This window comes from Anaerohalosphaeraceae bacterium (assembly GCA_035378985.1).
Taxonomy (GTDB): domain Bacteria; phylum Planctomycetota; class Phycisphaerae; order Sedimentisphaerales; family Anaerohalosphaeraceae; genus JAHDQI01.
In genome coordinates, this window is sequence record DAOSUR010000001.1 from 433,525 (window position 1) to 453,579 (window position 20,055).

The following is a 20,055-nucleotide window of genomic DNA, read 5'->3' on the forward strand; positions in this document are numbered from 1 at the left end:
GGCCTAAAGGTCCTGACTGTACAGCCGGCTGCCGTCCTGAACATCGAAACATTCCAGCACGCCTTCCGAATCAAGCGTCCAGACCAGACGGCCGTCGCTGACGGGGCTGCAGATATCCGGGATGCTGCCTTCGGCTTTCCAAAGGAGTTCGGCCTGTGCCTGCTCTGAAGCGGCCTGCGGGGGACGGACGGCGGCCAGATGCGTATAAGGATAAACCGCAAAGATTCGTCCGGCAGCGGCAATCTGCGTCGGCGCCACATCGCCGCCCAGACAATCCAGCCGCCACAATTCGCGGCCCTCTGCCGCGTCATAAGCAATCAGCCAGGGAGAACCGCTGGTTAAAATCTGCATCTGCCCGTTCCAGTCCACCACGGTGGGAGATGTCCAGGAATTGGGCACCGGCCGCTCCCGCTCCCACAGCGTTTGGCCGGTGGCTATATCCAGTGCAATCAGCTTGCTCCGTCCGGGCTCGTAATCCTGATCGAACTGAATAATCAGGCGGTTTTCATACACCGTCAGGGAAGAAGCGTATCCGTAGGCGCTGGAAGGCACACCGAGCGAACGAACCCATTGTCTTTGCCCGTCGAAATCAAAACAGGCAGCCTGGCCGTCGGCAAAAATCGCCGCCACAAATACACCGTTTACGGCCGCCGTCGAGGCCGCATAGCCGGTATCCTTCATAATGGTCATTTCCTCCCGCTGATCCGCCGGCGCCAGGGGCACCTGCCCGGTCCACAGCAGCGTGCCGTCCTCGGCATTAAAACAGTACACCTCCTGCCGCTTCGCATCCGCACCGGTCAGAAAAATCCGATTTTCCCAGACAATCGGCGAATTGTGTCCGGGCAGATCCACCGGCACCTTCCAGCGAATATTTTTCCCCGAGACCCCGTCCCATTCCGTCGGAATCTTGTCAAACGGACAAATGCCGGCTCCCTGCGGACCGCGGAAGACCGGCCAGTTTTTCTTCATCTGCTCCCAAGAGGCAAAGGTCGGTCGGCTCTCGGAGGGCTCTTCCGCCCCCGCAAACTCCTGCGGGGTTTGAGAAACCTGAAAAGACCAGAAAAGAGCCGCGGAAGCCAGAACAGCCGCACCGGCGGAAACCGCCCAGCGCGCCCGGCGGGCGGCCTGAATCTGTGCGGCCGTTCGGTCTTCGAGCGGCTCCGGATGCGGGGGCTTCTGATAAAAGGACCGCACCCAGAGAATCGTCCCGACAAAAACGGCACCAAACAAAACAAACAACCCGCTGCCCCGATACAGGAACTGAAGGCGTGCCAGATGGTCGCGACGATAGCGGACGTCAAGCTGCCGAATCTCCTCCGCCAGAGATTCATCCCCCTCGACGGCCTGATACACATGTCGAAGGGCCTCCAGTTTTTGGCTGCGGCGGTTATCCGTCACTTTCAAATGATAGAATTGAACGGCCAGCAAAAGACCTGTTATCGTCAAAAAGGCCGCCGAGACAATCAGCGAACTGACCGCCGCCTGATACCGCGGATTCTGCGGAAGAAGATATTTGGACTCATCCTGATTGTTCATGATGTCTCTCCGCTGTCGGTCGGCTTGCCGGTTTCCCAAATCCGATGTCTCGGACAGAACGCAAAACATCGTCCGCAGGCCAGACAGCCCGCCCGGTCGGCCTCATAATCTGTCCGTTTGAAATGAATGCTCATCTGAATCAGCTTGACGCCGGCGACAAATCCGACAAAGACACCCGCCAAAAGTCCGCCCCAGGCAAACCGCCGGAACACCTCGGCTTCCTGAGCCCAGAGACTCCGGAGGGTTCTGCCGGAAACTTCAAAGGCACGGACCATATCCGTCGGTTCCGTCATCAGTCCGGCCTGCCGAAGGCGGACCTGCCGGGCCAATTCCGCAGACGGATGGCCGGCGGCCAGCCTCGGATGAACCCGATACCCCAGCCAGCCGCCCAGACCCATCAGAACCAACAGCAGACCCGACAGCAGCACCAGTCGCCGCCGCTCCGCGGGCCGCATCGACTCCGGCCAGGGCGCTGTCGGCGGCTGAATGGCTCCAAACGGACAGGCATCCTCACACAAACGGCACTGAATGCACTCATCCGGCGTAATCCGGACATGCCAAAAAGACAAACGGCCCGCCTGCCGCAGCAGCAGCCCATACGGACAGACAAACCGGCAGTACGGACGGGCGATAAACACCCCCACTGCCAAAAACAAAAGCCCCAAAAGCCACAGCGGGGTATTCAGCCCCAGCCGGAAAAAAGCAATAAAGGGGTCATATCGGCAAATGAGCAGTCCGGCCCCGACCGCCGCAAACAGCACCGCCGCCGCCAGATACAGCCAGGCCCCGAGTCGAAGGGCTGTTTCCAGCCAGGCCGGAACGGCCAGCGGACGAAACACCACCCAGTCCTGAATCGCCCCCAGCGGACAAACCGCCCCGCAGAAAACCCGCCCAAAAAACAGCGTAAAGAAAATCGGCAGGAGGAAAAAGGCCGCGGCGGTCAGCGGCAGCACATAAGAAGAATCAAACAAAGACAGCACAACATTGCCCAGCGAACCGACTGAACAGATGCAGCCCTGGCGCCAAAAACCGAAATACAGCAGACTGAAAACAGACAAGGCGGCAATCCCGCGCCGACTTCGTTTTCGCAAGATCAGCCAGGAAGCCAGCCCGAGGGCCGCGGCCAGCACAGCGACATCGAGCATCTCCCACACCGCGGCGCGCGGCGGCGGCGTAGTCAGCGTCGGCATCTGATAATCGGTCTCAAACTGCGGCGGCGGAAACCGCTCGGCCGCCTGCACCGCCGCAGCCGACAGAATCAGCCCCATCCAAAACCCAGCCCGTCCCAAACAACTCATGGATTGCGAACCTTCAATAAATAAGGAGCCGAGGCCGGAACCCGAACAATCGCACCGGACGGACAGACCCGCCCGATGGCGCACTCGTTGCAGTTCAGACAGCGGTCATGGCGAATCTGCAGAAACAGCGACCCGTTGCCGAAAGCGGCACAGCCGACCACACACTTGCCGCAGCCGATGCAGCGGCTTTCGTCAATTGTAAACTCAAAATACGGCTCTTCGATGAACCGCCGCCGAATCGCTCCGGTCGGGCACAGCTGATGTTCGGCACCGGTCTGAAGGGCTTTGGGCTGCGGGCCGAAATAGCCCGTGCACAAGTCGCAATAGCCGCACATTTCAAACGCATGCACACATTTGACCGCGGATTCGCTCAAGACGCAGTGTGCCGCACAGCGGCCGCAGCCGATGCATTTATAGGGGTCAATCTGCCAGACCCATTCTTTCGCCCGGCTCCGGGAAGCCAAAGCCGCCGCAGCCGCCCCGGCCGCAGCCAGCGAAACCGTCCACAGGCCGTCTTTGAGAAAACGGCGGCGGCTGAGTATTTCAGAGGGCGGATGATTCATAGGATTTCTCCGAAGAGGATTTTCTTTCCGCGGCTTGCCCAAGCGAACAGGTTTGGAAAGAAGAGCACCGCCGACAATCCGCAATCGCCGGATGAATGCATCCGGCCCACTCGGCCCGGCGGCTTCGAACCCAGAAAGCGGACAGCGCCCCCAAAGCCGCCCACACGCCTGCACGAGCCGCCTGCTTCAAAAAAAGACGCCGCGAAACATCCGCACCGTCGTCAGACAATCGGAAATCCGTCATTGGTTTTTCTCGAAAATCAGGATGGTATTTCGAACCTGTTCCAGCACATAAATCCGCCCCTGTCCGTCTGCGGCGACATCCAGTCCCCGGCTGCTGCATTCCTCCGGTTTCTCGCAAACCCGGATGGGCCCCTTCCAGCCCAGCTGCTGCGGTCCGGCTGCGACGCCGAGCAGACGGCCCTGGTCATCATGCACCTTGACGCGAACCAGTCCCTTTTCACCGGTCACAAAGGTTCCGTCCGGCAGCTGAGCCAGGGCAATCGGATTGCAGCAGCCGCTGAAGCCCTCCAGCTTGACGGACGGGATTCCCCAGTGCCATTCGAGATGCCCATCGAAGGTATAGGCCTCCACACGCTGACGCCCGGGATTCGTTGCCCGCAAAAGACCGTCTCGGCCGATGAGAACATCGAAATAGGGACTGGGAACCACAAATCCATCGATTCCGCGCTGAAGGTCTTTGGCTCCGAGCAGACCGCGAGGATTGCCCTGCTTATCAAAACGATGAATCACCTTATTGAGGGCATCGGCCGCGAATACATCCTGCGGCCCAACCGCAATCGACGTGAACAACGCCGTCCGCACCGGTGCCCAGGCGGATACTCTTTCACCGGCTAAAGAATAGATTTCAATCCGGTCTGTCAGTGCCGCATAAAGAACCCCGTCGGCCGCCTTCAGAGCCGTCGGTTTGGACGGCAGGGCAATTTCTCTTTCTATTCGTCCGTCCCCTGAAAAGCAGAGTATTTTTTGGTCTCCGGCGGCCCAAATCGACCCGTCTGAATCCACGTCCAAAGCGACCGCCGTCTGAAGACCCGTTTCTATAGGCGGTCTGCTTTGACGATAAACCAGCAAAGACGGCTCGATTGCCGTTAATTCCTCCATCGAATACCGAAACGCCTGCGGAACGTCCTGTCTGACAAACCGGCGGTCCACAAACCAATAAGCCAAAAACCCTGCCCCAAAGGCCGTCAAGGCCAAAAGCACGGCGACCAGCCCCCCATCCGCTTTTGCCGCCTGTTTGTATGAACGCTGTCTCATTTAACCTCGCTGGTCTATTCGCAGCTTATTGTACCCTGAAGAACAAATCTGCTCAATCATTCCCGCCTCCGCAAATCCAGACATTTCATCGTTGTAAAATCCCGAACAACCAAACGTCCTTCGGCCAAAGCAGGCGGTGCCCAGCTCTCAGGCCCGTCAAGAACTTTGGCCCTGGCCAGCAAAACAAACTCATCAGGACGGGCCTCGATTAAGGACAAAACCCCCTCATCATTCAGGACAATAATCATTCCGTCTGCTATGATATAGGGCCCCAGGCCGAATTTGTTCTGCGGTCCGCTGGTCCAGCGGATTTTGCCGTCTGTATCCAGACATACCATCTCTTTATTGGGTCTGACGCCGTACAAAAAACCCTGATAATAAATCGGGGTCTGCTGGTCAGCCCCAAACACCTCCGGCGGGAGAGCAAACAACACCTCCGGCACAATTGTGTTTTGCTGTTTGACAAGACGCATCATCATACTGCCTTTATTGTAGCCGGCAGAAAAGAACAATCGGCCGTCGCCGAGCCAAACGGGCGTCGGAACATGGATGCGGAGCGTCCAGGCATCCGTTTCCCACAGCAGCGTCCCGTCCTCTGCGGCAACTCCAACAACGCCGCCGACAGCACAATAGACATACATTCGACGGCCCTCAAATGTGATGGGGAGAATCGATGAATGCGTCATCTGCCAGCGGCGCGGACTGGGGGTTTTCCAGACGACCTGCCCGCTTTCACAATCGACCGCCATCATCAGGACGTCTTTTCCCGCCGGGGCCAGAATGGCTTTGCCCTCTTCAATCCGCGGACACTGTCCGGCATACCAAAGCGGCTCCTGTGTCCCGTATTCCCTGACCAGGTCGATGGCCCAGCGAAACCGTCCCGTATCCGCATCCAGACAGGTTACATCACAGCGAGGCCCAATCGTCACAACGTACCGGTCATCGACCGCCGGAATCGTTCGACTCATTCCATGATTGCGCTTCACTGCAACCGGATAGCTGTACCGCCAGATTTCCCGTCCATCCTCCAGAGAAAAACAGCGAATCGCATCAGCCTGACGGTCCATATCATAATCAATCAAATAGACCCGCCCATTCCGCACAGCAGGACCAGCGTATCCTTCCCCTAATGACACACGCCACAACTCCCGCGGACCGCCGGCAGGGAACGACCGCATCAGAGGGACCGATTCGGTGCTGACGGCATCATAATTGGGGCCTCGAAAAGTCGGCCATACCCCTGCGGATTTTGAGGGAATCCCGTCGAATGTCTCCAGATGTCCCTGCCTGCTCTTGCCGGCAGGTGTTTCGAGAGAGGAAACATTCGGTCTGCCGTCCTCTCCGGGCAGCCGCATCGGAACCGACAGATGATAATAGGAATAAATCCAGCCGGTCAGCAGACCCGCTCCGGCGGCTGTGAGCATGAGGGGCACTAACCAAGGCAGATAATATTTACTCATGGGTCGGCTGTTCCTATTTGTCTCCGAACGGCTGCGGCAGTCTTTGACTCCTGCCCCCAGGCCGTTTTTCAACTATCTGACAGAAAATCAGCCCCTCTGCGAAGGATTTTCCAACAAATCCCTTCCCGGCAAATCGAAGCACTATTTGACCGGTATGCGAATTTTCGTCCCAACCTCCAAAGGTTTATTGGGAGAAAGATGCGGGTTTAACTGGAGAATTTCTTTGTAACGGGTCCCGCTGCCCAATTGGGTGGCTGCAATCTTCCAGAAACTGTCTCCTTCTTTAATGATATATTCGCGGGTCCCCGCCGGTCCCGCCGAAGAAGGAGCGGACGCGGAGGAAGAGGGGCTCGTGGAGACCGCAGCTGGGGAACCTGCCGCAGGAGCGGAAGCCGAGGCCGCCGTTGGGGAGGAGGCCGCGGCGACGGCTTTGTCTGATTCCGCAACGGGCTGGGGAACTGTTCCTGAAGCGGCCATCTGTTCAAGGGCCGTCTTCATTTGAGCCAGGTCTGTTCTGGCCTTGATTAAATCCGTATTGGCCCGCGTGAGGTCATTGCGGGCCCGCATTAATTCCGCCCTCAATTTGGTGATTTCATCATCCGCCGCCCGCTGTTTGGCCTGGGACTGGGATTCGAGATTCTGCAACTGAATCTTAATCGCTTCCGTTTCTGAACGTGCCGCATTGATTTTGGGCTTAGCCGCCAACAAACCAATCCCAAAACCGACCGCTGCAGACACCAATAACAAGACACCCATTATCGTTAATTGACGCATACCGTTCTTTCCTTACAAAAAAAGATTGGGATAATTTACCGTGTCCGCTTCTACAATGCAAGCAAGATTCTGAGGGGTACGGATTCGGATTGAAGTTGCCGTATTCACCGGAATCTATTATAAAGGAATAAAACATTGCTGAGAAAATGAATTGACAATATCAGGATAAACTCATGGCAATCACAAGTCTGAATCGATGGCTTTTAAAAGTATTCGGCTCCCGCAATGAACGTCTGGTACGGGCTTATATGCAGACGGCCAAAGCCGCCGGGGAATATGAACAGGCATTCCAAGCCCTGACGGATGAAGAATTGAAAAACAAAACTGCCGAGTTTAAGCAGCGGCTTCAAAACGGGGCTCGTCCGGAAGAAATTCTGCCGGAGGCCTTTGCTGTGGTTCGAGAGGCCGCCCGACGGACCGTCAAGATGCGGCATTTTGATGTCCAGCTGGTCGGCGGAAATGTCCTTTATGAAGGAAAAATCGCTGAAATGGCTACCGGCGAAGGAAAAACGCTGGTGGCTACGCTGGCGGCCTATCTGGTTCACCTGACCGGAAAACACGTTCACATCGTTACGGTCAACGATTACCTGGCCAAACGGGATGCGGAATGGATGGGACCGATTTACCGGGCCCTGGGTCTGACGGTCGGCGCCATTCAGGCGGATATGGACACCGTCGGCCCCGAACGGCGGAACCAGTATGCCTGCGATATTACCTACGGCACCAACAATGAATTCGGCTTTGACTACCTTCGCGATAATATGAAGCTGTCGCTGGAGCAGATGGTGCAGGGGCCGCTTGAATACGCTGTCATCGACGAGGTTGATTCCATTCTGATTGACGAAGCCCGAACCCCTTTGATTATTTCCGGGCCGGCCTTTGACGATGTATCGCGTTATAAAAAAGCCGACTCGGTCGCCCGCCAGCTGGTCAGCAAACAAAAACAGATTTATTCCTCGATGCTCAGCCGGCTCGGAGACCAGGACTATCTGCGGCAGCGGGCGGCGTCGGCCGGAAAATCCGAAAAAGACCTGGCCGAAATGCTCGCCAAGTTCCGCTATGACCCGTTTGACCTCGACGAAGAAGAAGCGGAACTGTTGGGCATTCCGCAGCTGTTTGTCGTCAAAAAGGATTCCAAATCCGTTCACCTGACCCACGAAGGCATCGGGACGGCGCAGGATTTGGCCGGCGTCGGCTCGTTTTTTACCGGCTCGAATATGGACTGGCCTCATATGCTCGAGCAGGCCCTGCGGGCCCATGTGGTCTTCGAGCGGGAAAAGGACTATGTGGTTCTGGACGGCAAAGTCATTATCGTCGACGAGTTCACCGGGCGTCTGATGCACGGCCGGCAGTGGTCGGACGGACTTCATCAGGCCGTCGAGGCCAAAGAAAATGTCCAGATTAAGGAAGAAACCCAAACACTGGCCACCATCACCCTGCAGAACTTTTTCAAGTTGTACGAAAAAATCGCCGGAATGACCGGCACCGCCGCCACGGAAGCGGAGGAATTCCTGAAGATTTACAAACTGGAGGTGGTGGTTATCCCGACCAACCGTCCCTGCATCCGCGAAGACCGCGAGGACCTGATTTACAAGACCGAACGAGAGAAATTCAACGCCATCGTGGAGGAAATTTACCGAACGAGCACGGCGGGCCGCCCGGTTCTGGTCGGCACGGTCAGCATTGAAAAAAGCGAGGCCCTTTCAGCAGCGCTGTCCCGACGGCACGGTCTGGAACACGAAGTCCTGAACGCCAAGCAGCACGCCCGCGAAGCGGCCATCGTCGAAAAGGCCGGTCAGCAGCATACCGCCCCGGACGGCTCCAAACGCGGCAACATCACCATCGCCACCAACATGGCCGGACGCGGCACCGACATCAAACTGGCTCCCGAAGTCCTTTGGGAAGTCCTTCATTCTGAGCCGAGTCCCGAAGAAGAAGGCGTTCAGATTTATACCCTTCGCCAGAACGGCACCGGCAAAACGCTCACCGTCAAATCGAACGAGCCGCTGGCGGAGGTCTTCCAGCTGGGCCGCGGCGACCGGTGGGTCGGCGGACTGCATATCATCGGCACCGAACGCCACGAGGCCCGCCGCATCGACAACCAGCTGCGGGGACGTGCCGGACGTCAGGGCGACCCGGGCTCAAGCGTCTTTTTCCTGAGTTTTGATGACGACCTGCTGCGGATTTTTTCTCCGGAATGGGTCATCAAGGCCCTCTCGATGCCGATTATGGGCTGGGAGGAAGGAATGCCGATTCAGCACCGGCGCATCAGCAAAGGCATCGAAAAGGCGCAAAAGAAGGTCGAGGAGCGCAACTTTGAAATCCGCAAAAACCTGCTCGAATACGACGAGGTAATGGATTATCAGCGAAAGATTTTTTATGCCCGGCGCCGCAGTCTGCTCAAAGGCGAAGACCTTCAGGGCATTATTGAGACCATGCTCGAAGCCGTCATCGACAAGGCGCTGCAGATTATGCTCGACCCGCTGTATCCGTACCGATGCATCGCGGAATGGGCCAAAAATGAATTCTCCGTCGAGCTGGACACCCGTCAAATCGAAGGAATGGAGGCGGAGGAAATTGAGGAGCGAATCAAAGAAACCGCCTGCAAAAACCTGTCCAGCGAAATCTCGATCGCTTTGGGCGAATACCTCGAAGATTATACAGACCCGACCACCTGGAAACTGGATGCCCTGACCCGCTGGGCGATGAGCGCCTTTAAGGTCAATCTGTCCGCCTCCAAACTGCGGCAGATGTCCGCCGAGGAAATCGAAGAAACACTGATTGACTCAGCCTGTCAGCTGGTTCGAAAGAAAGATGCCGCCCGTTTAGCCGATTTTCTCCGGGAGGATTTTGCCCGGCAGAGCCTGCGGGCCTGGACGCGAAACAAGTTCGACATCGACCTGTCCGCCGACGTGCTCGGAGAGAAGAAAAAAGAGCAGATTCGCTCCCTGCTGCTGGAGAAGGTGCGGGAAAAGTACATCCGCCGTCAAATCGAATACCCGGTCGAGTTTGCCATGAATATGGCCTTCGGTCCGCAGGGGCCGAATGTGTACGGAATGGAAGCCCTCGTCGAGTGGGCCAACCGCCGCTACCAAATCGGCCTGACCCTCGAAGAAGTCCAGAATACCAAACCGCAGGACCTTTACCAGAAACTGCTGGCCTGCAGCGAGCGGTATCATCGGGGCGGTCTGGAGGAGGACATCGCCCGGATGACGGAACAGGCCGCCTCCCTCGAACAGCTGGCAAAGCAGGCCGCTGAGCGGTTCGCAGTCCGCTTTGACCCGAACCAGTGGTCTGACAAACAACAGGCCCAGGCGGACATCCTGACGGCTGCAAGGGTCTTCCTCCGCCGCGAATTGACCGACCTGGAAAAATACGTCCTCCTGCAGATTCACGATGCGGCATGGAAAGACCATCTGTATGCGATGGACCGGCTGAAAGAAAGCATTATGCTGCGGGCCTATGCGGAGAAAGACCCCAAGATTGAATACAAACACGAAGGGTATCAGATGTTCGAGCAGATGCTCGAATCGATCGATGACAAGGTAACGGATGTCATTTTCCGGGTGCGGCTGGTCGAGCCGACTGCGCAGCGTCGCAGCGTCTGGACCATCAGCCAGGCCCAGCACGACCAGGTCGGCCAGTTCGAGATGGCCCAGCGTCAGCAGGCCGCCGCTCAAGCTCCGCAGGGAGAAGCGAAGGTCAAAACCATCCGTCTCGAACAGCCCAAAGTCGGACGCAACGACCCCTGTCCGTGCGGCAGCGGAAAAAAATACAAAAAATGCTGCGGACAAAACGCGTAAAGCAGCAATTTACCGGATTTGTTCAAAACAGAGATTGGCGATATTGATGTAGTCGGCGGCGGACAATTCTTCGGGGCGGCTCTGCCCGTCCACAAAGGCCTCTGCAAAAACATCCGCCCAGTGCCGTACCGCAGCCAGTTCTCCCTCCGCAAAATGGATACAGGCCTTGAGCATCTTGCGTCGATGACTCATAAACAGATGCACGACTTGCCGAAAAACATCCATATTGTGAATCTGGGCGGCTTTTTGAGGGTTTCGGACGAATCGAACCATGGCGGAGTCCACCTGCGGGCGCGGCCAGAAGACCGTCGGGGGCAGATGCTTGAGATAATGCAGGTCTCCCGTAGCCGTCATCAAAATGCTCAACGGTCCGTATTCTTTGTGTCCGGGGACGGCGGCCATCCGTTCGGCAACTTCTTTCTGGACGGTAACCGTCATCGATTCAGCCGTCAGCGGCCCTGCAATCAGATTGGCCATCACACTGGAGGCCACATTGTACGGCAGATTGGAGACCAACAGCAGCCGCCCCCCCGTTTCCTCCAGGGCCTTTTGAAGCGCCTCCACAACCGTATGGTTCAGGGTATTTTTGCTTTCCAAAACATCGCCGCACAACAGCGTAAGACTTTCTTCGCATGCCAGGCGTTTTTGAACAATGCCGAAGAGAACGGGGTCATACTCGATACCGACCACACGGCCGCTGTGCAGCAGCAGTTCCTCCGTCAGAGAACCGGTGCCGCAGCCGACCTCCAGCACTACATCACCGGAATGCATACCAGCAGACTGGACAAGAACCCGCATCAGATTCAGGTCAATCAGGAAGTTCTGCCCCAGCCGATGCTTGGGACGGGTGCCTGCCGCCGCCAGCAATTGTTCAATTTCCTGTTTGGTCTGCATGGCCGTTCTTTTGGGCTTTTCGATTTCTTCGGATCGTCGCCATTTCAATCGCCGTGCGGATGGCCTGCTTCATACTGGCCTCGCTGGCAATCCCCTTGCCTGCAATATCAAACGCCGTTCCGTGAGAAGGCGAGGTGCGGATAATCGGAATGCCGATGGTTACATTGACCGCTTCTTCAAAGGCAAGCATTTTAACCGGAATCAGACCCTGGTCGTGATACATCGCCACGACACCGTCAAACTCGCCGCGTGCGGCTTTGACAAAGAGCGTATCCGCCGGAAACGGGCCTTCGCATCGAATGCCGACCTCCTGCGCCAGGAGCATCGCCGGACGAATAATCCGCTGCTCCTCGTCGCCGAACTGGCCGTCTTCGCCGGCGTGGGGATTGAGTCCCGCTACAGCAATCCGCGGATTTTTGATTCCGAAATAATCCTGCAAAGCCGTGTTCAGCAGGTCAATGGGCTCAAAGACACAGCCAATGGTAAACTTATGGCGAATCTCAAAAAGGGCCTCGTGAATCGTTGCCAGAGCCAGCTTCAAGGGGCCCGCGACAAACATCATCGCCTTGCGGGGGCTTTTGCAGCAGTCGGCGAGCAGCTCGGTATGACCCGGCCAGGGGGCATCCGCCAGTTTCCAGCTGGTTTTGCTGATGGGGGCGGTCACGACCGCATCGATAATTCCATCCCGGGCGGCCTGAACCGCATCCAGGCAAAACCGGATGGAGCATTCCCCGCTGATGCGCGTGGGTCGATGGATATAAGACGGCAGGGAATATTCATCGTAGTCAGCCACAACAACCTGACGGGGGTAATCGCGCCTGATTTTTTCGTGCGGGTGACGAATCCAAAACGGCGGCACCTCCGCCAAATCCGCCGCATATTCCAGCTGCTCATCCAGACCGAAAATAATAAATTTGGCCTGCCGGCGCAGGAGCGGGTCCGCCAGGGCTTTTACGATAATCTCCGGTCCGATGCCGCCCGGGTCGCCCATCGTGATCCCAATTGTCAGCGGGTTGGAAGCCGAATTGTCCAGCGTATGCTCAGCCATTGGGTGAATACCCCCACGAACGCAGGACCTCCGGGTCCAGCGTGCCGGAAGGTCTGGCGGTTTTGTGCAGCAGGTTTCGGACAATCTTGACCAGAATATCCGTTTCAATATTCACCTCATCCCCCGTTTTGGACTCTTTCCAGGTTGTCTGGGCCAGCGTAGCGGGAATCAGGGCCACCGTAAAGCCCTTTTCATCCAGAGAAGCTATCGTCAAACTGATGCCGTCCACTGCGACAGACCCTTTTTCAACCATTTGCTCCAGAAGAGGCCCCGGCGCTTCAATTCGAAACTCGGCAAAGTCTCCGCGCCGGCGGATTTCGGCAATCCTGCCGATGCCGTCCACATGACCCTGTACGAAATGACCTCCGAAACGACCATCGGCCCGCATCGCCCGTTCAAGATTGACCTTTTGTCCGCTGCGGAGCGTCTTGAGCGTACTTCGCCGAAGGGTCTCCGGGCTCACATCAAAAACAGCCATGGTATTCTGCAAAGCCGTCACGGTCAGGCAGACCCCATTGACGGAAAGGCTGTCCCCGACTCGGGTCCCTTCGGCTGCGGCTCCCAGGTCGATTTCTACCTGCAGCCCGCCGCCCCGGGGACGAGTCCCTCGAACAAGACCTGTCTGTTCTACAATACCCGTAAACATTGTTTCGCCGTCCAGATGTTCTAAGATGCCGTTTATCCTACCTTTAGAATACGCAAAAAGCAAACGGCATTTCCTGCAGCCGGCGGGAAGGCCTTTTCCCCTTCAAAAAAAGGTTTCTTTTTCGGCAATGCCGCGATAAAATAAGTATCCGAAACGGGTGGGAATCCAGAACTCACAGTACGGGTAGGAGATTTTGATGAAAAAAGAAATGTTTTATAGACAATTCTTGATTCTCTTCTTTGTCTTTCCGGTTTTTCTGCCGAAGGCGGATGTGTTTGGCGCAGCGGCCCGCAGACCTCGGAGCCACGAACAGATGGGAGGAGCGGTACAAACAGAAGACCCTCGTCGGCAGGCACTTCTGCAGCAGGCCCAGGAGGCCTCCGGATTGCTGGAAAAGGCATTGGATGACTTTTTTACCCAAATCAATGAATACCAAAATCCCGGTGAAATTTACGTAAAATCGGCTTCCGTCCTGCTCGAAGACAGCCGCCGGCATATGATGATGTTTGAGGACCCTGCCAAGGCCCGTTATATGCTCCTGCAGGGCTGGGTAGAGTACTGCACGGGGGCTGTGGAATCAGCCCTTACATCCAGCGCACGGGCCTGCCGGACGGATGCCGCCAACCGGGATGCCTGGATTTCCCAGCAGTTCTTCTCGCTGCTGCTCTCGAAGAGACCGATTCAGCCGCGCCCGCCTCGACCAACCATGCAACGAAATCCGATGGGCGCAGGAACCCCCGGAGGCGAAATGGTGCCGGAGCCGGCAGCCGGCCAATCCCTCTACGGAACGACGGGAAAGCTGGACTTTAACCCTGAATCTTTGAGAAATGACCTGATTGGGAAAACTCTGAAGCCGTTTTACGGGGCCTTTCTGGATGGAAAACCTTTCCAATATCAGCAGCCAAGCGAAGCGGTCCTATGTCTTTTCGTTTGGGAGGTTCCGGCGGAAAACTTGGTAGAGAAAAAGCCGGAGGAAACCAACCAGCCGCTGCTTTACACACCGGCTCGGCAAACCCCGGCGGCCGGTGCGGGCGAAGAGACGGCCGTGTCCCCGGACGGCCAGACCAGATCAACTTTTGCCGCCCAGCTGGAGGCCATTGAAATCCTAAAGGAACAAACCGTCAAAGCCGGCAAAAAAGACATTCTTTTCCTGAGCGTAATTACCAACAAACCCGACCAAAAACCCGCCGTGCAGCGGTATCTGAACGAGAATCCGCATCCGCTGCCGATTCTGTATGCTGCCGCCAATACGCCGGATTTGGTGATGGATGCCAAAACGCCGTTTACAGCGATTGTTGACAAAAACGGCCAGTTCCGATTTGCCGGCTCAGCAGAAGGATTTATGCTTCCGATGCTCCTGCAAAACCTGACGGGTTTTGCCTTCACGAAACCGGTCCAGCAGACCCCTGCGGCATCGGGAGAAGAATTTGGGCCGGGTATCAGACCGGCGGACCCGAACCGCCCGGTCCCTGTTCCGGCGGACCCCAATTCGCGGACGGCTGAGGCACCGGCCGCTGTTCGAGGCCCAACCGAAAACGATGAATACAACGAAGTGTGCGGGGCCAACGAGCTGGCGGCAGCACAGGATTTTTTTTTGCAGGCTGCCGGCAAACGGTTCATTTCCTATCGAAAAGGTGTTGATTTATGCCGACAGATTATCCGAAACTGCCCGAACTCAAAAAATGCGGAAGCCGCCCGCGAGCTGCTGCGAACCAAAATCCCGGAAGACCAGCGGGAATCCCTCGGCCTGACCAAAGAGGAACTGGGGCTTTAACCTAAAGGAGATTTTCGATGCCATCTTGTTCTTCAGACGGGAATTTGCCTGTCCTGACGGTTGCGGCGGATTGTCTGCCGGAGGCGTGGGAGAAGGCGGTGCTGGCGGTGTGGGATTACGGGCTGACGATTCCGACCCAGTATGACCGCCCGGGCGACCCGCCCAGCAAGGATGCCACCGTGATGATTACCGTAAGCGACCCCTTCCGGGAACCGCGGATTCACAAAAACTTTCCCGGCGGGCCGGAGGAACTGGAGGCGTATCGGCAGGAGGTGGTGGACGGCATTCACGATCACTGGATTGACCCGGCGGCGGGCAAATGGACCTACACCTATCATCAGCGGCTGTTTGCCTACTGTCCGACGGAAGATCTCCGAAATCCCACCAGTCCAAAGCCCTTTGCCCCCGTTAATCAAATCGACTCGATGGTTGAGGCCCTGGCGGCCTGTCACTATACCCGACGGGCCCAGGCGATTACCTGGATGCCTACGGCGGACCCGAAAACACAAGACCCGCCCTGCCTGCAGCGCATCTGGTGCCGTCTGACAGAAGACGGACAAGGCGGCTTTGTGCTGAATATGAATACGCACTGGCGAAGCCGGGATTTATACAAGGCCTGGTTTATGAATGCCTACGCCCTGACGGACCTTCAGCGGACAATCGCCGAGCGTCTGGCCGTCAAACTGGGCAAGCCGGTCCGCGTCGGCCGCTATGTTGACATCAGCGATTCCCTCCATATTTACGGCTCTTATCTGAAGGATGCAGGCATCGAGGTGGAAAAGATGCGCAGTACGCCCTTTACGCTGCGGGCGTGGGAATCCACCTATCCGGCCTTTGCCTTGATGACTGAAGAAGCCCGCGCTAAACTGGCTCAAGACCCCGATTGGTATGCACGTGCGAAAGGATAACTCCGCAATGCTGTTGAACCCTCGAATCCGCTTTTTTGTTTTGACTCTTTTGGTTTTCTTACTGTCCTTTGCCGGCTGTTCCACCGTCTGGCACTATCTCGCACCGGCGGAAACAGATATTTCCTTTTATCAGCCGCCGACAAGCAAAGAAACGCTTTCCAATCCCGTCGGGGAGCGTCCGAAAAACATCATTCTGTGCATTGGGGATGGGATGGGCATCAACCAGATTGCCCTGGCCCGTCAGGCGGCGGTCGGAGCAGACGGGCGGCTGTGGATGGAACGAATGCCTTATACAGCTCTGGTGTGCACGCATAATATCCGCGGAGAGGTAACGGATTCAGCGGCGGGCATTACGGCCCTGATGTACGGCATCAAGACCCGTAACGACCGAATCGGACAGGATTCCAAAGGGGCAGACTGGATGTCGATTGCCGAGCGGCTCCAGCAGAACGGCTACCGCATCGGGGCGGTGGCCACATCCACGATTACCCACGCCACGCCGGCCGGACTGGCGGCCCATATTCACGACCGCGACCTGGAGGCCCAAATCGCCGTTCAGCTGCTCGAAAGCCGTGCGGATGTCCTGCTGGGCGGAGGACGCAAATACTGGCTGCCGCAGCCGCAAGGGAGTCGAACCGACGGGCGAAATCTGCTGGCGGAAGCCGAAGCAGCGGGCTGGCGCATTGTTTCCACGAGAGAACAGATGGAGACAGCCCCCTCCGGACGCGTGCTGGGTTTTTTTGCTTGGGATGCCATGACCACCCTGCCGCCGGAACCGACCCTGGCGGAGATGACGCGGGCGGCGCTGCGGATTCTGTCAGGCAGTTCCCCGCAAAAGCCGTTCTTTCTTTTGATGGAAGGCAGCCAGATTGACTGGTGCTGCCATTCAAATGATGCCAAGGCCGCCGTCCGCCAGACGCTGCTGTTTGATACGGCGGTGCGTGAGACGCTCGAGTTTGCCGCCGCCGACAAACAAACGCTCGTTCTGGTGACTGCCGACCACGAAACCGGCGGATTGACCCTTTACGGAGGCGGGCTGAAACCCAATTGGATGAAAACCGAATGGTCGTCCAAAAACCACAGCAACGGGCCGGTAATTCTGCTGGCCTTTGGGCCCGGGGCCGAACACTTTACCGGCGTGCTGGACAACACGGACATCCCGCGTCGAATCGCCCGGCTTCTGGGCATTTCCGATTTTCCAAAACCCCGCCAGAAACAATCCGCTGCGGCACACGCCGCTTTGGAAACAGCCCGACTGAACTAAAGGAGGGTACGGATGATACGCAAGGCGTTTGTGATGCAGGTGTATCCCGGACAGGAAGCCGAATACGAAAAGCGTCATAATCCCATCTGGCCCCAGCTGGAACAGACCCTTTTGGAGCACGGCGTAAAGACCTATTCCATCTTTCTGGACCCGCAGACGAACCAGCTGTTCGGTTATGCGGAAATTGAAGACGAACAGCGGTGGAATGAGGTCGCCAAAACGGAAATCTGTCAGAAATGGTGGGCCTATATGAAGGAGATTATGCCGTCAAATCCGGACAACAGCCCCGTCCAGCAGCCTCTTCGGGAGGTCTTTCACATCGAATCGCCCGCCGAAAGACGGACGAAATAAAGGCGGCACTTGTGCATCCGACCGGCGGGCTCTATAATGGCCGGTCAGAATCTGTTTTCTCGAACCGCAACGGCCATACTGAGGGTCTGTTTGAATGCGAATTGTATTTTTCGGCTCATCGGAGTTCGGGCTTCCGTGTCTGGAGGCCGTCCTGCAAAGCCGGCATACCCTGGCAGGGATTTTCACGCAGCCGGCCCGTCCGGCAGGACGTCATCGCCAGCCCAGGCCGACACCGGTCCGGCTCTGGTGTGAACAGAAAGGACTGGACTGCCGGGAAAGCGAGAACATCAACCATCCGGAATGGGCCGAGAAGGTCGCCGCCTGCAAGGGCGAGCTGCTTTTGGTCATCGCCTTCGGTCAGAAAATCAGCCGGCCGGTCATCAACCTCTTTCCGTATGGGGCCATCAACGTTCACGCTTCGCTGCTTCCGAAATACCGCGGGGCCGCCCCGATTCACTGGGCCCTGATGAACGGCGAAACGGAAACCGGCATCAGCATCATCACGCTGGCCGACCGGATGGATGCCGGCGACATCCTGGCGCAGGCCTCTCTGGCGATTGAACCGGAGGACAATGCCCAGACTCTTCACGACCGCCTGGCCGCCCTGGCAGTGCCGGTGCTGATGCAAACGCTGGACAACATCGAGGCCGGACGGGTTGTGCTGATCCCGCAGGATGAATCCGCTGTCACGTATGCCCCGAAACTGAAGAAAGAGCACGGGTTTATCGACTGGAGCCGACCGGCGTCGGCGGTCGTCAATCAAATCCGGGCCCTGTGGCCCTGGCCGGGTGCGCAGGCGGTCTATGTTTCCGGCAAGACCGGCCGCTCCTGGCGGGTGATTATCCAGAAAGCCCGGGCGGTTCCGGCCAGCAATTCCACCTATCAGCCCTGCGGAATGCTCAATGACAATCTGGATGTCTGGTGCGGACAGGACGCCGTGCGGATCGAGTGGATTAAGCCGGCCGGTTCCGATTTGATGCCGTTCAGCGCTTTTGTCAACGGACGGGCCTGCCAGCCGGGAGATTTATTCCTGCCGCTGGAAAAAGTTCTGAAGGGAGTTCTCGAATGAAATCTTTTGGATCCTCGAATCGCGGTTTGGCGGCAGAGATTCTGCTCAGCTGGGAAGAGGGACAGCACACCGCCTCTGAGTTGCTTGACCAAACTCTGCCGGATGCCGAATCACGGGGCCAGGTGACGGATTTAGTGCTGGGGGTCCTGAGGAACCGGACGCTGCTGGATACGGTGCTGACGGCGGCGGCAGAGCTGAAGCCGTCTTTTGTGGAAAAAGACCTGATGACGCTGCTGCGGCTGGGGGCGTTTGAGCTGCTCTTCTGTCCGGATACGGCCGAGTATGCCATTGTGAACGAAACGGCCTCGCTGGCGGGCAAACAGGCCCGGCGGCGCGGTTTCATCAATGCGGTCCTTCGGCGCGTGCAGCGGCTGATTGAAAACCGCCGCTGTCCCCGGGAAGGCAGCGACCTGCGTCGGTGGATTTCCGCCAAGGCCGGCACGGGATGTCTGCTGAAAGAACCGCTTCTGCCGGACCCGGACAGCCAAACCCTTGAGTACTACAGCACCGCCTTTTCGATTCCAAAATGGCTGGCGGAACGATGGCTGGCGGCCTATGGGGCGGACAATCTGCCGGCCATTTGTGCCGCTTCCAACCGGATTCCCGCTATCATCCTGCAGCCGAATCTGCTGAAAACCACCGCCCCGCGTCTGGCGGAACTGCTCAAATCGGAGGCCGTCCACGCCGAACTGAACGCCGAACAGACGATGCTGCGCATTCATACGCATCGGTATCTGCCGGACTTATGGACATTTCAAAAAGGGTATTTCTTCATCCAGGACCCGACGGCAGCCAGGGCGGCCTCGATGCTGCCGGTCCAACCGGGGGCGGTTGTGCTGGATTTTTGCGCAGCCCCCGGCGGAAAAACCATTCAGCTGGCGATGAAAATGAAGAATCAGGGACGGATTCTGGCGGTGGATGCCGACAGCCGACGGCTCCAAAAGGTCGAAGAGAACTGTCGGCGGCTGGAAATCAGCTGTGTGCAATGTGTCCCGCCTGAACAAATCAAGGAGGCATTAGGAGCCAAAAACAAGGTCTCGGCCGTCCTGCTGGATGTGCCCTGTTCCAATACGGGGGTGATGGCCCGACGTGTGGAGGTGCGATGGCGGCTCAAGCCCGAGTCCATCCCTGAGATGGTTCAAACCCAGAAAGACCTGCTCGAACAGGCCGCCGGGTTTGTCCGCAAACACGGAACGCTGGTGTACTCAACCTGTTCCATTCTGCCGGAGGAAAATCAGCAGGTCGTTCAGGACTTTCTGACGCGTCATCCGTCGTTTACGCTGGAGCAGGAAGAATTGACCCTGCCATCCTGCGGCTCGGAAAAAGATTTTGGACACGACGGCGGGTACGCTGCTTTTTTGCGGAAAACATAGACTCTTCGGTCTTTCG

The 20,055-nt window shown here is 57.4% G+C and carries 17 protein-coding genes; 7 read left to right on the forward strand and 10 right to left on the reverse strand.

Annotation, left to right across the window (positions count from 1 at the left end):
• Nucleotides 1–3: 3 nt before the first annotated feature.
• The 7 genes from PKY88_01920 to PKY88_01950 form a co-directional block, all read right to left on the reverse strand.
• Nucleotides 4–1,536: a PQQ-like beta-propeller repeat protein gene (locus PKY88_01920; GenBank protein HOQ03958.1), complete on the reverse strand. Its 1,533-nt coding sequence runs from the start codon at nucleotides 1,534–1,536 to the stop codon at nucleotides 4–6.
• The gene (locus PKY88_01925) at nucleotides 1,533–2,834 is read right to left on the reverse strand and encodes a 4Fe-4S binding protein (GenBank protein ID HOQ03959.1); all 1,302 of its coding nucleotides are present in this window, start codon (nucleotides 2,832–2,834) and stop codon (nucleotides 1,533–1,535) included. The genes PKY88_01920 and PKY88_01925 overlap by 4 nt, the downstream gene beginning before the upstream one ends.
• Complete coding sequence (locus PKY88_01930; GenBank protein HOQ03960.1) at nucleotides 2,831–3,397, reverse strand: 4Fe-4S binding protein; 567 nt, start codon at nucleotides 3,395–3,397, stop codon at nucleotides 2,831–2,833. Before PKY88_01930 ends, PKY88_01925 begins: the two co-directional genes overlap by 4 nt.
• Entirely contained in the window at nucleotides 3,378–3,641 is a 264-nt protein-coding gene (locus PKY88_01935) for a twin-arginine translocation signal domain-containing protein (GenBank protein ID HOQ03961.1), read from the reverse strand. Before PKY88_01935 ends, PKY88_01930 begins: the two co-directional genes overlap by 20 nt.
• The gene (locus tag PKY88_01940; protein ID HOQ03962.1) at nucleotides 3,638–4,675 is read right to left on the reverse strand and encodes a hypothetical protein; all 1,038 of its coding nucleotides are present in this window, start codon (nucleotides 4,673–4,675) and stop codon (nucleotides 3,638–3,640) included. The genes PKY88_01935 and PKY88_01940 overlap by 4 nt, the downstream gene beginning before the upstream one ends.
• Before the next feature lie 56 nt (nucleotides 4,676–4,731).
• A complete protein-coding gene (locus tag PKY88_01945; GenBank protein HOQ03963.1) occupies nucleotides 4,732–6,135 on the reverse strand; it encodes a PQQ-binding-like beta-propeller repeat protein in 1,404 nt (467 codons plus the stop codon).
• A 141-nt stretch (nucleotides 6,136–6,276) separates the two neighbouring features.
• A complete protein-coding gene (locus PKY88_01950; protein ID HOQ03964.1) occupies nucleotides 6,277–6,909 on the reverse strand; it encodes a LysM peptidoglycan-binding domain-containing protein in 633 nt (210 codons plus the stop codon).
• A 173-nt stretch (nucleotides 6,910–7,082) separates the two neighbouring features.
• On the opposite strand from PKY88_01950, the gene secA reads away from it, so the two are divergent.
• On the forward strand, nucleotides 7,083–10,712 hold the full coding sequence (secA, locus tag PKY88_01955; GenBank protein ID HOQ03965.1) for a preprotein translocase subunit SecA: 3,630 nt from the start codon (nucleotides 7,083–7,085) through the stop codon (nucleotides 10,710–10,712).
• A gap of 9 nt (nucleotides 10,713–10,721) precedes the next feature.
• Here the strand turns inward: secA and rsmA are convergent, their stop codons facing one another.
• The 3 genes from rsmA to PKY88_01970 are packed head-to-tail and all read right to left on the reverse strand — an operon-like array spanning nucleotide 10,722 to nucleotide 13,300.
• Nucleotides 10,722–11,606, reverse strand: a complete 885-nt coding sequence (gene rsmA / locus PKY88_01960; protein ID HOQ03966.1) for a 16S rRNA (adenine(1518)-N(6)/adenine(1519)-N(6))-dimethyltransferase RsmA — start codon at nucleotides 11,604–11,606, stop codon at nucleotides 10,722–10,724.
• On the reverse strand, nucleotides 11,584–12,654 hold the full coding sequence (gene pdxA, locus PKY88_01965; protein HOQ03967.1) for a 4-hydroxythreonine-4-phosphate dehydrogenase PdxA: 1,071 nt from the start codon (nucleotides 12,652–12,654) through the stop codon (nucleotides 11,584–11,586). Before pdxA ends, rsmA begins: the two co-directional genes overlap by 23 nt.
• Nucleotides 12,647–13,300 carry a riboflavin synthase gene (locus PKY88_01970; protein ID HOQ03968.1) on the reverse strand — a complete coding sequence of 218 codons (654 nt, stop codon included), beginning with the start codon at nucleotides 13,298–13,300 and terminating at the stop codon, nucleotides 12,647–12,649. The genes pdxA and PKY88_01970 overlap by 8 nt, the downstream gene beginning before the upstream one ends.
• A 196-nt stretch (nucleotides 13,301–13,496) precedes the next feature.
• Here PKY88_01970 and PKY88_01975 point away from each other — a divergent pair, with 196 nt between their 5' ends.
• The 6 genes from PKY88_01975 to PKY88_02000 all read left to right on the forward strand — a co-directional run bounded on the left by PKY88_01975 (nucleotide 13,497) and on the right by PKY88_02000 (nucleotide 20,039).
• The gene (locus PKY88_01975; GenBank protein ID HOQ03969.1) at nucleotides 13,497–15,074 is read left to right on the forward strand and encodes a hypothetical protein; all 1,578 of its coding nucleotides are present in this window, start codon (nucleotides 13,497–13,499) and stop codon (nucleotides 15,072–15,074) included.
• Nucleotides 15,075–15,091: 17 nt separating this feature from the next.
• Complete coding sequence (locus PKY88_01980) at nucleotides 15,092–15,982, forward strand: thymidylate synthase (GenBank protein ID HOQ03970.1); 891 nt, start codon at nucleotides 15,092–15,094, stop codon at nucleotides 15,980–15,982.
• A gap of 7 nt (nucleotides 15,983–15,989) precedes the next feature.
• Nucleotides 15,990–17,246: an alkaline phosphatase gene (locus tag PKY88_01985; GenBank protein HOQ03971.1), complete on the forward strand. Its 1,257-nt coding sequence runs from the start codon at nucleotides 15,990–15,992 to the stop codon at nucleotides 17,244–17,246.
• A 12-nt stretch (nucleotides 17,247–17,258) separates the two neighbouring features.
• Entirely contained in the window at nucleotides 17,259–17,597 is a 339-nt protein-coding gene (rhaM, locus tag PKY88_01990; protein ID HOQ03972.1) for an L-rhamnose mutarotase, read from the forward strand.
• Between the two features lie 94 nt (nucleotides 17,598–17,691).
• The gene (fmt, locus tag PKY88_01995) at nucleotides 17,692–18,666 is read left to right on the forward strand and encodes a methionyl-tRNA formyltransferase (protein HOQ03973.1); all 975 of its coding nucleotides are present in this window, start codon (nucleotides 17,692–17,694) and stop codon (nucleotides 18,664–18,666) included.
• Nucleotides 18,663–20,039 (forward strand): transcription antitermination factor NusB, encoded by a 1,377-nt coding sequence (locus PKY88_02000; protein ID HOQ03974.1) that lies wholly within the window; start codon nucleotides 18,663–18,665, stop codon nucleotides 20,037–20,039. The genes fmt and PKY88_02000 overlap by 4 nt, the downstream gene beginning before the upstream one ends.
• The last annotated feature ends 16 nt before the right edge of the window (nucleotides 20,040–20,055 follow it).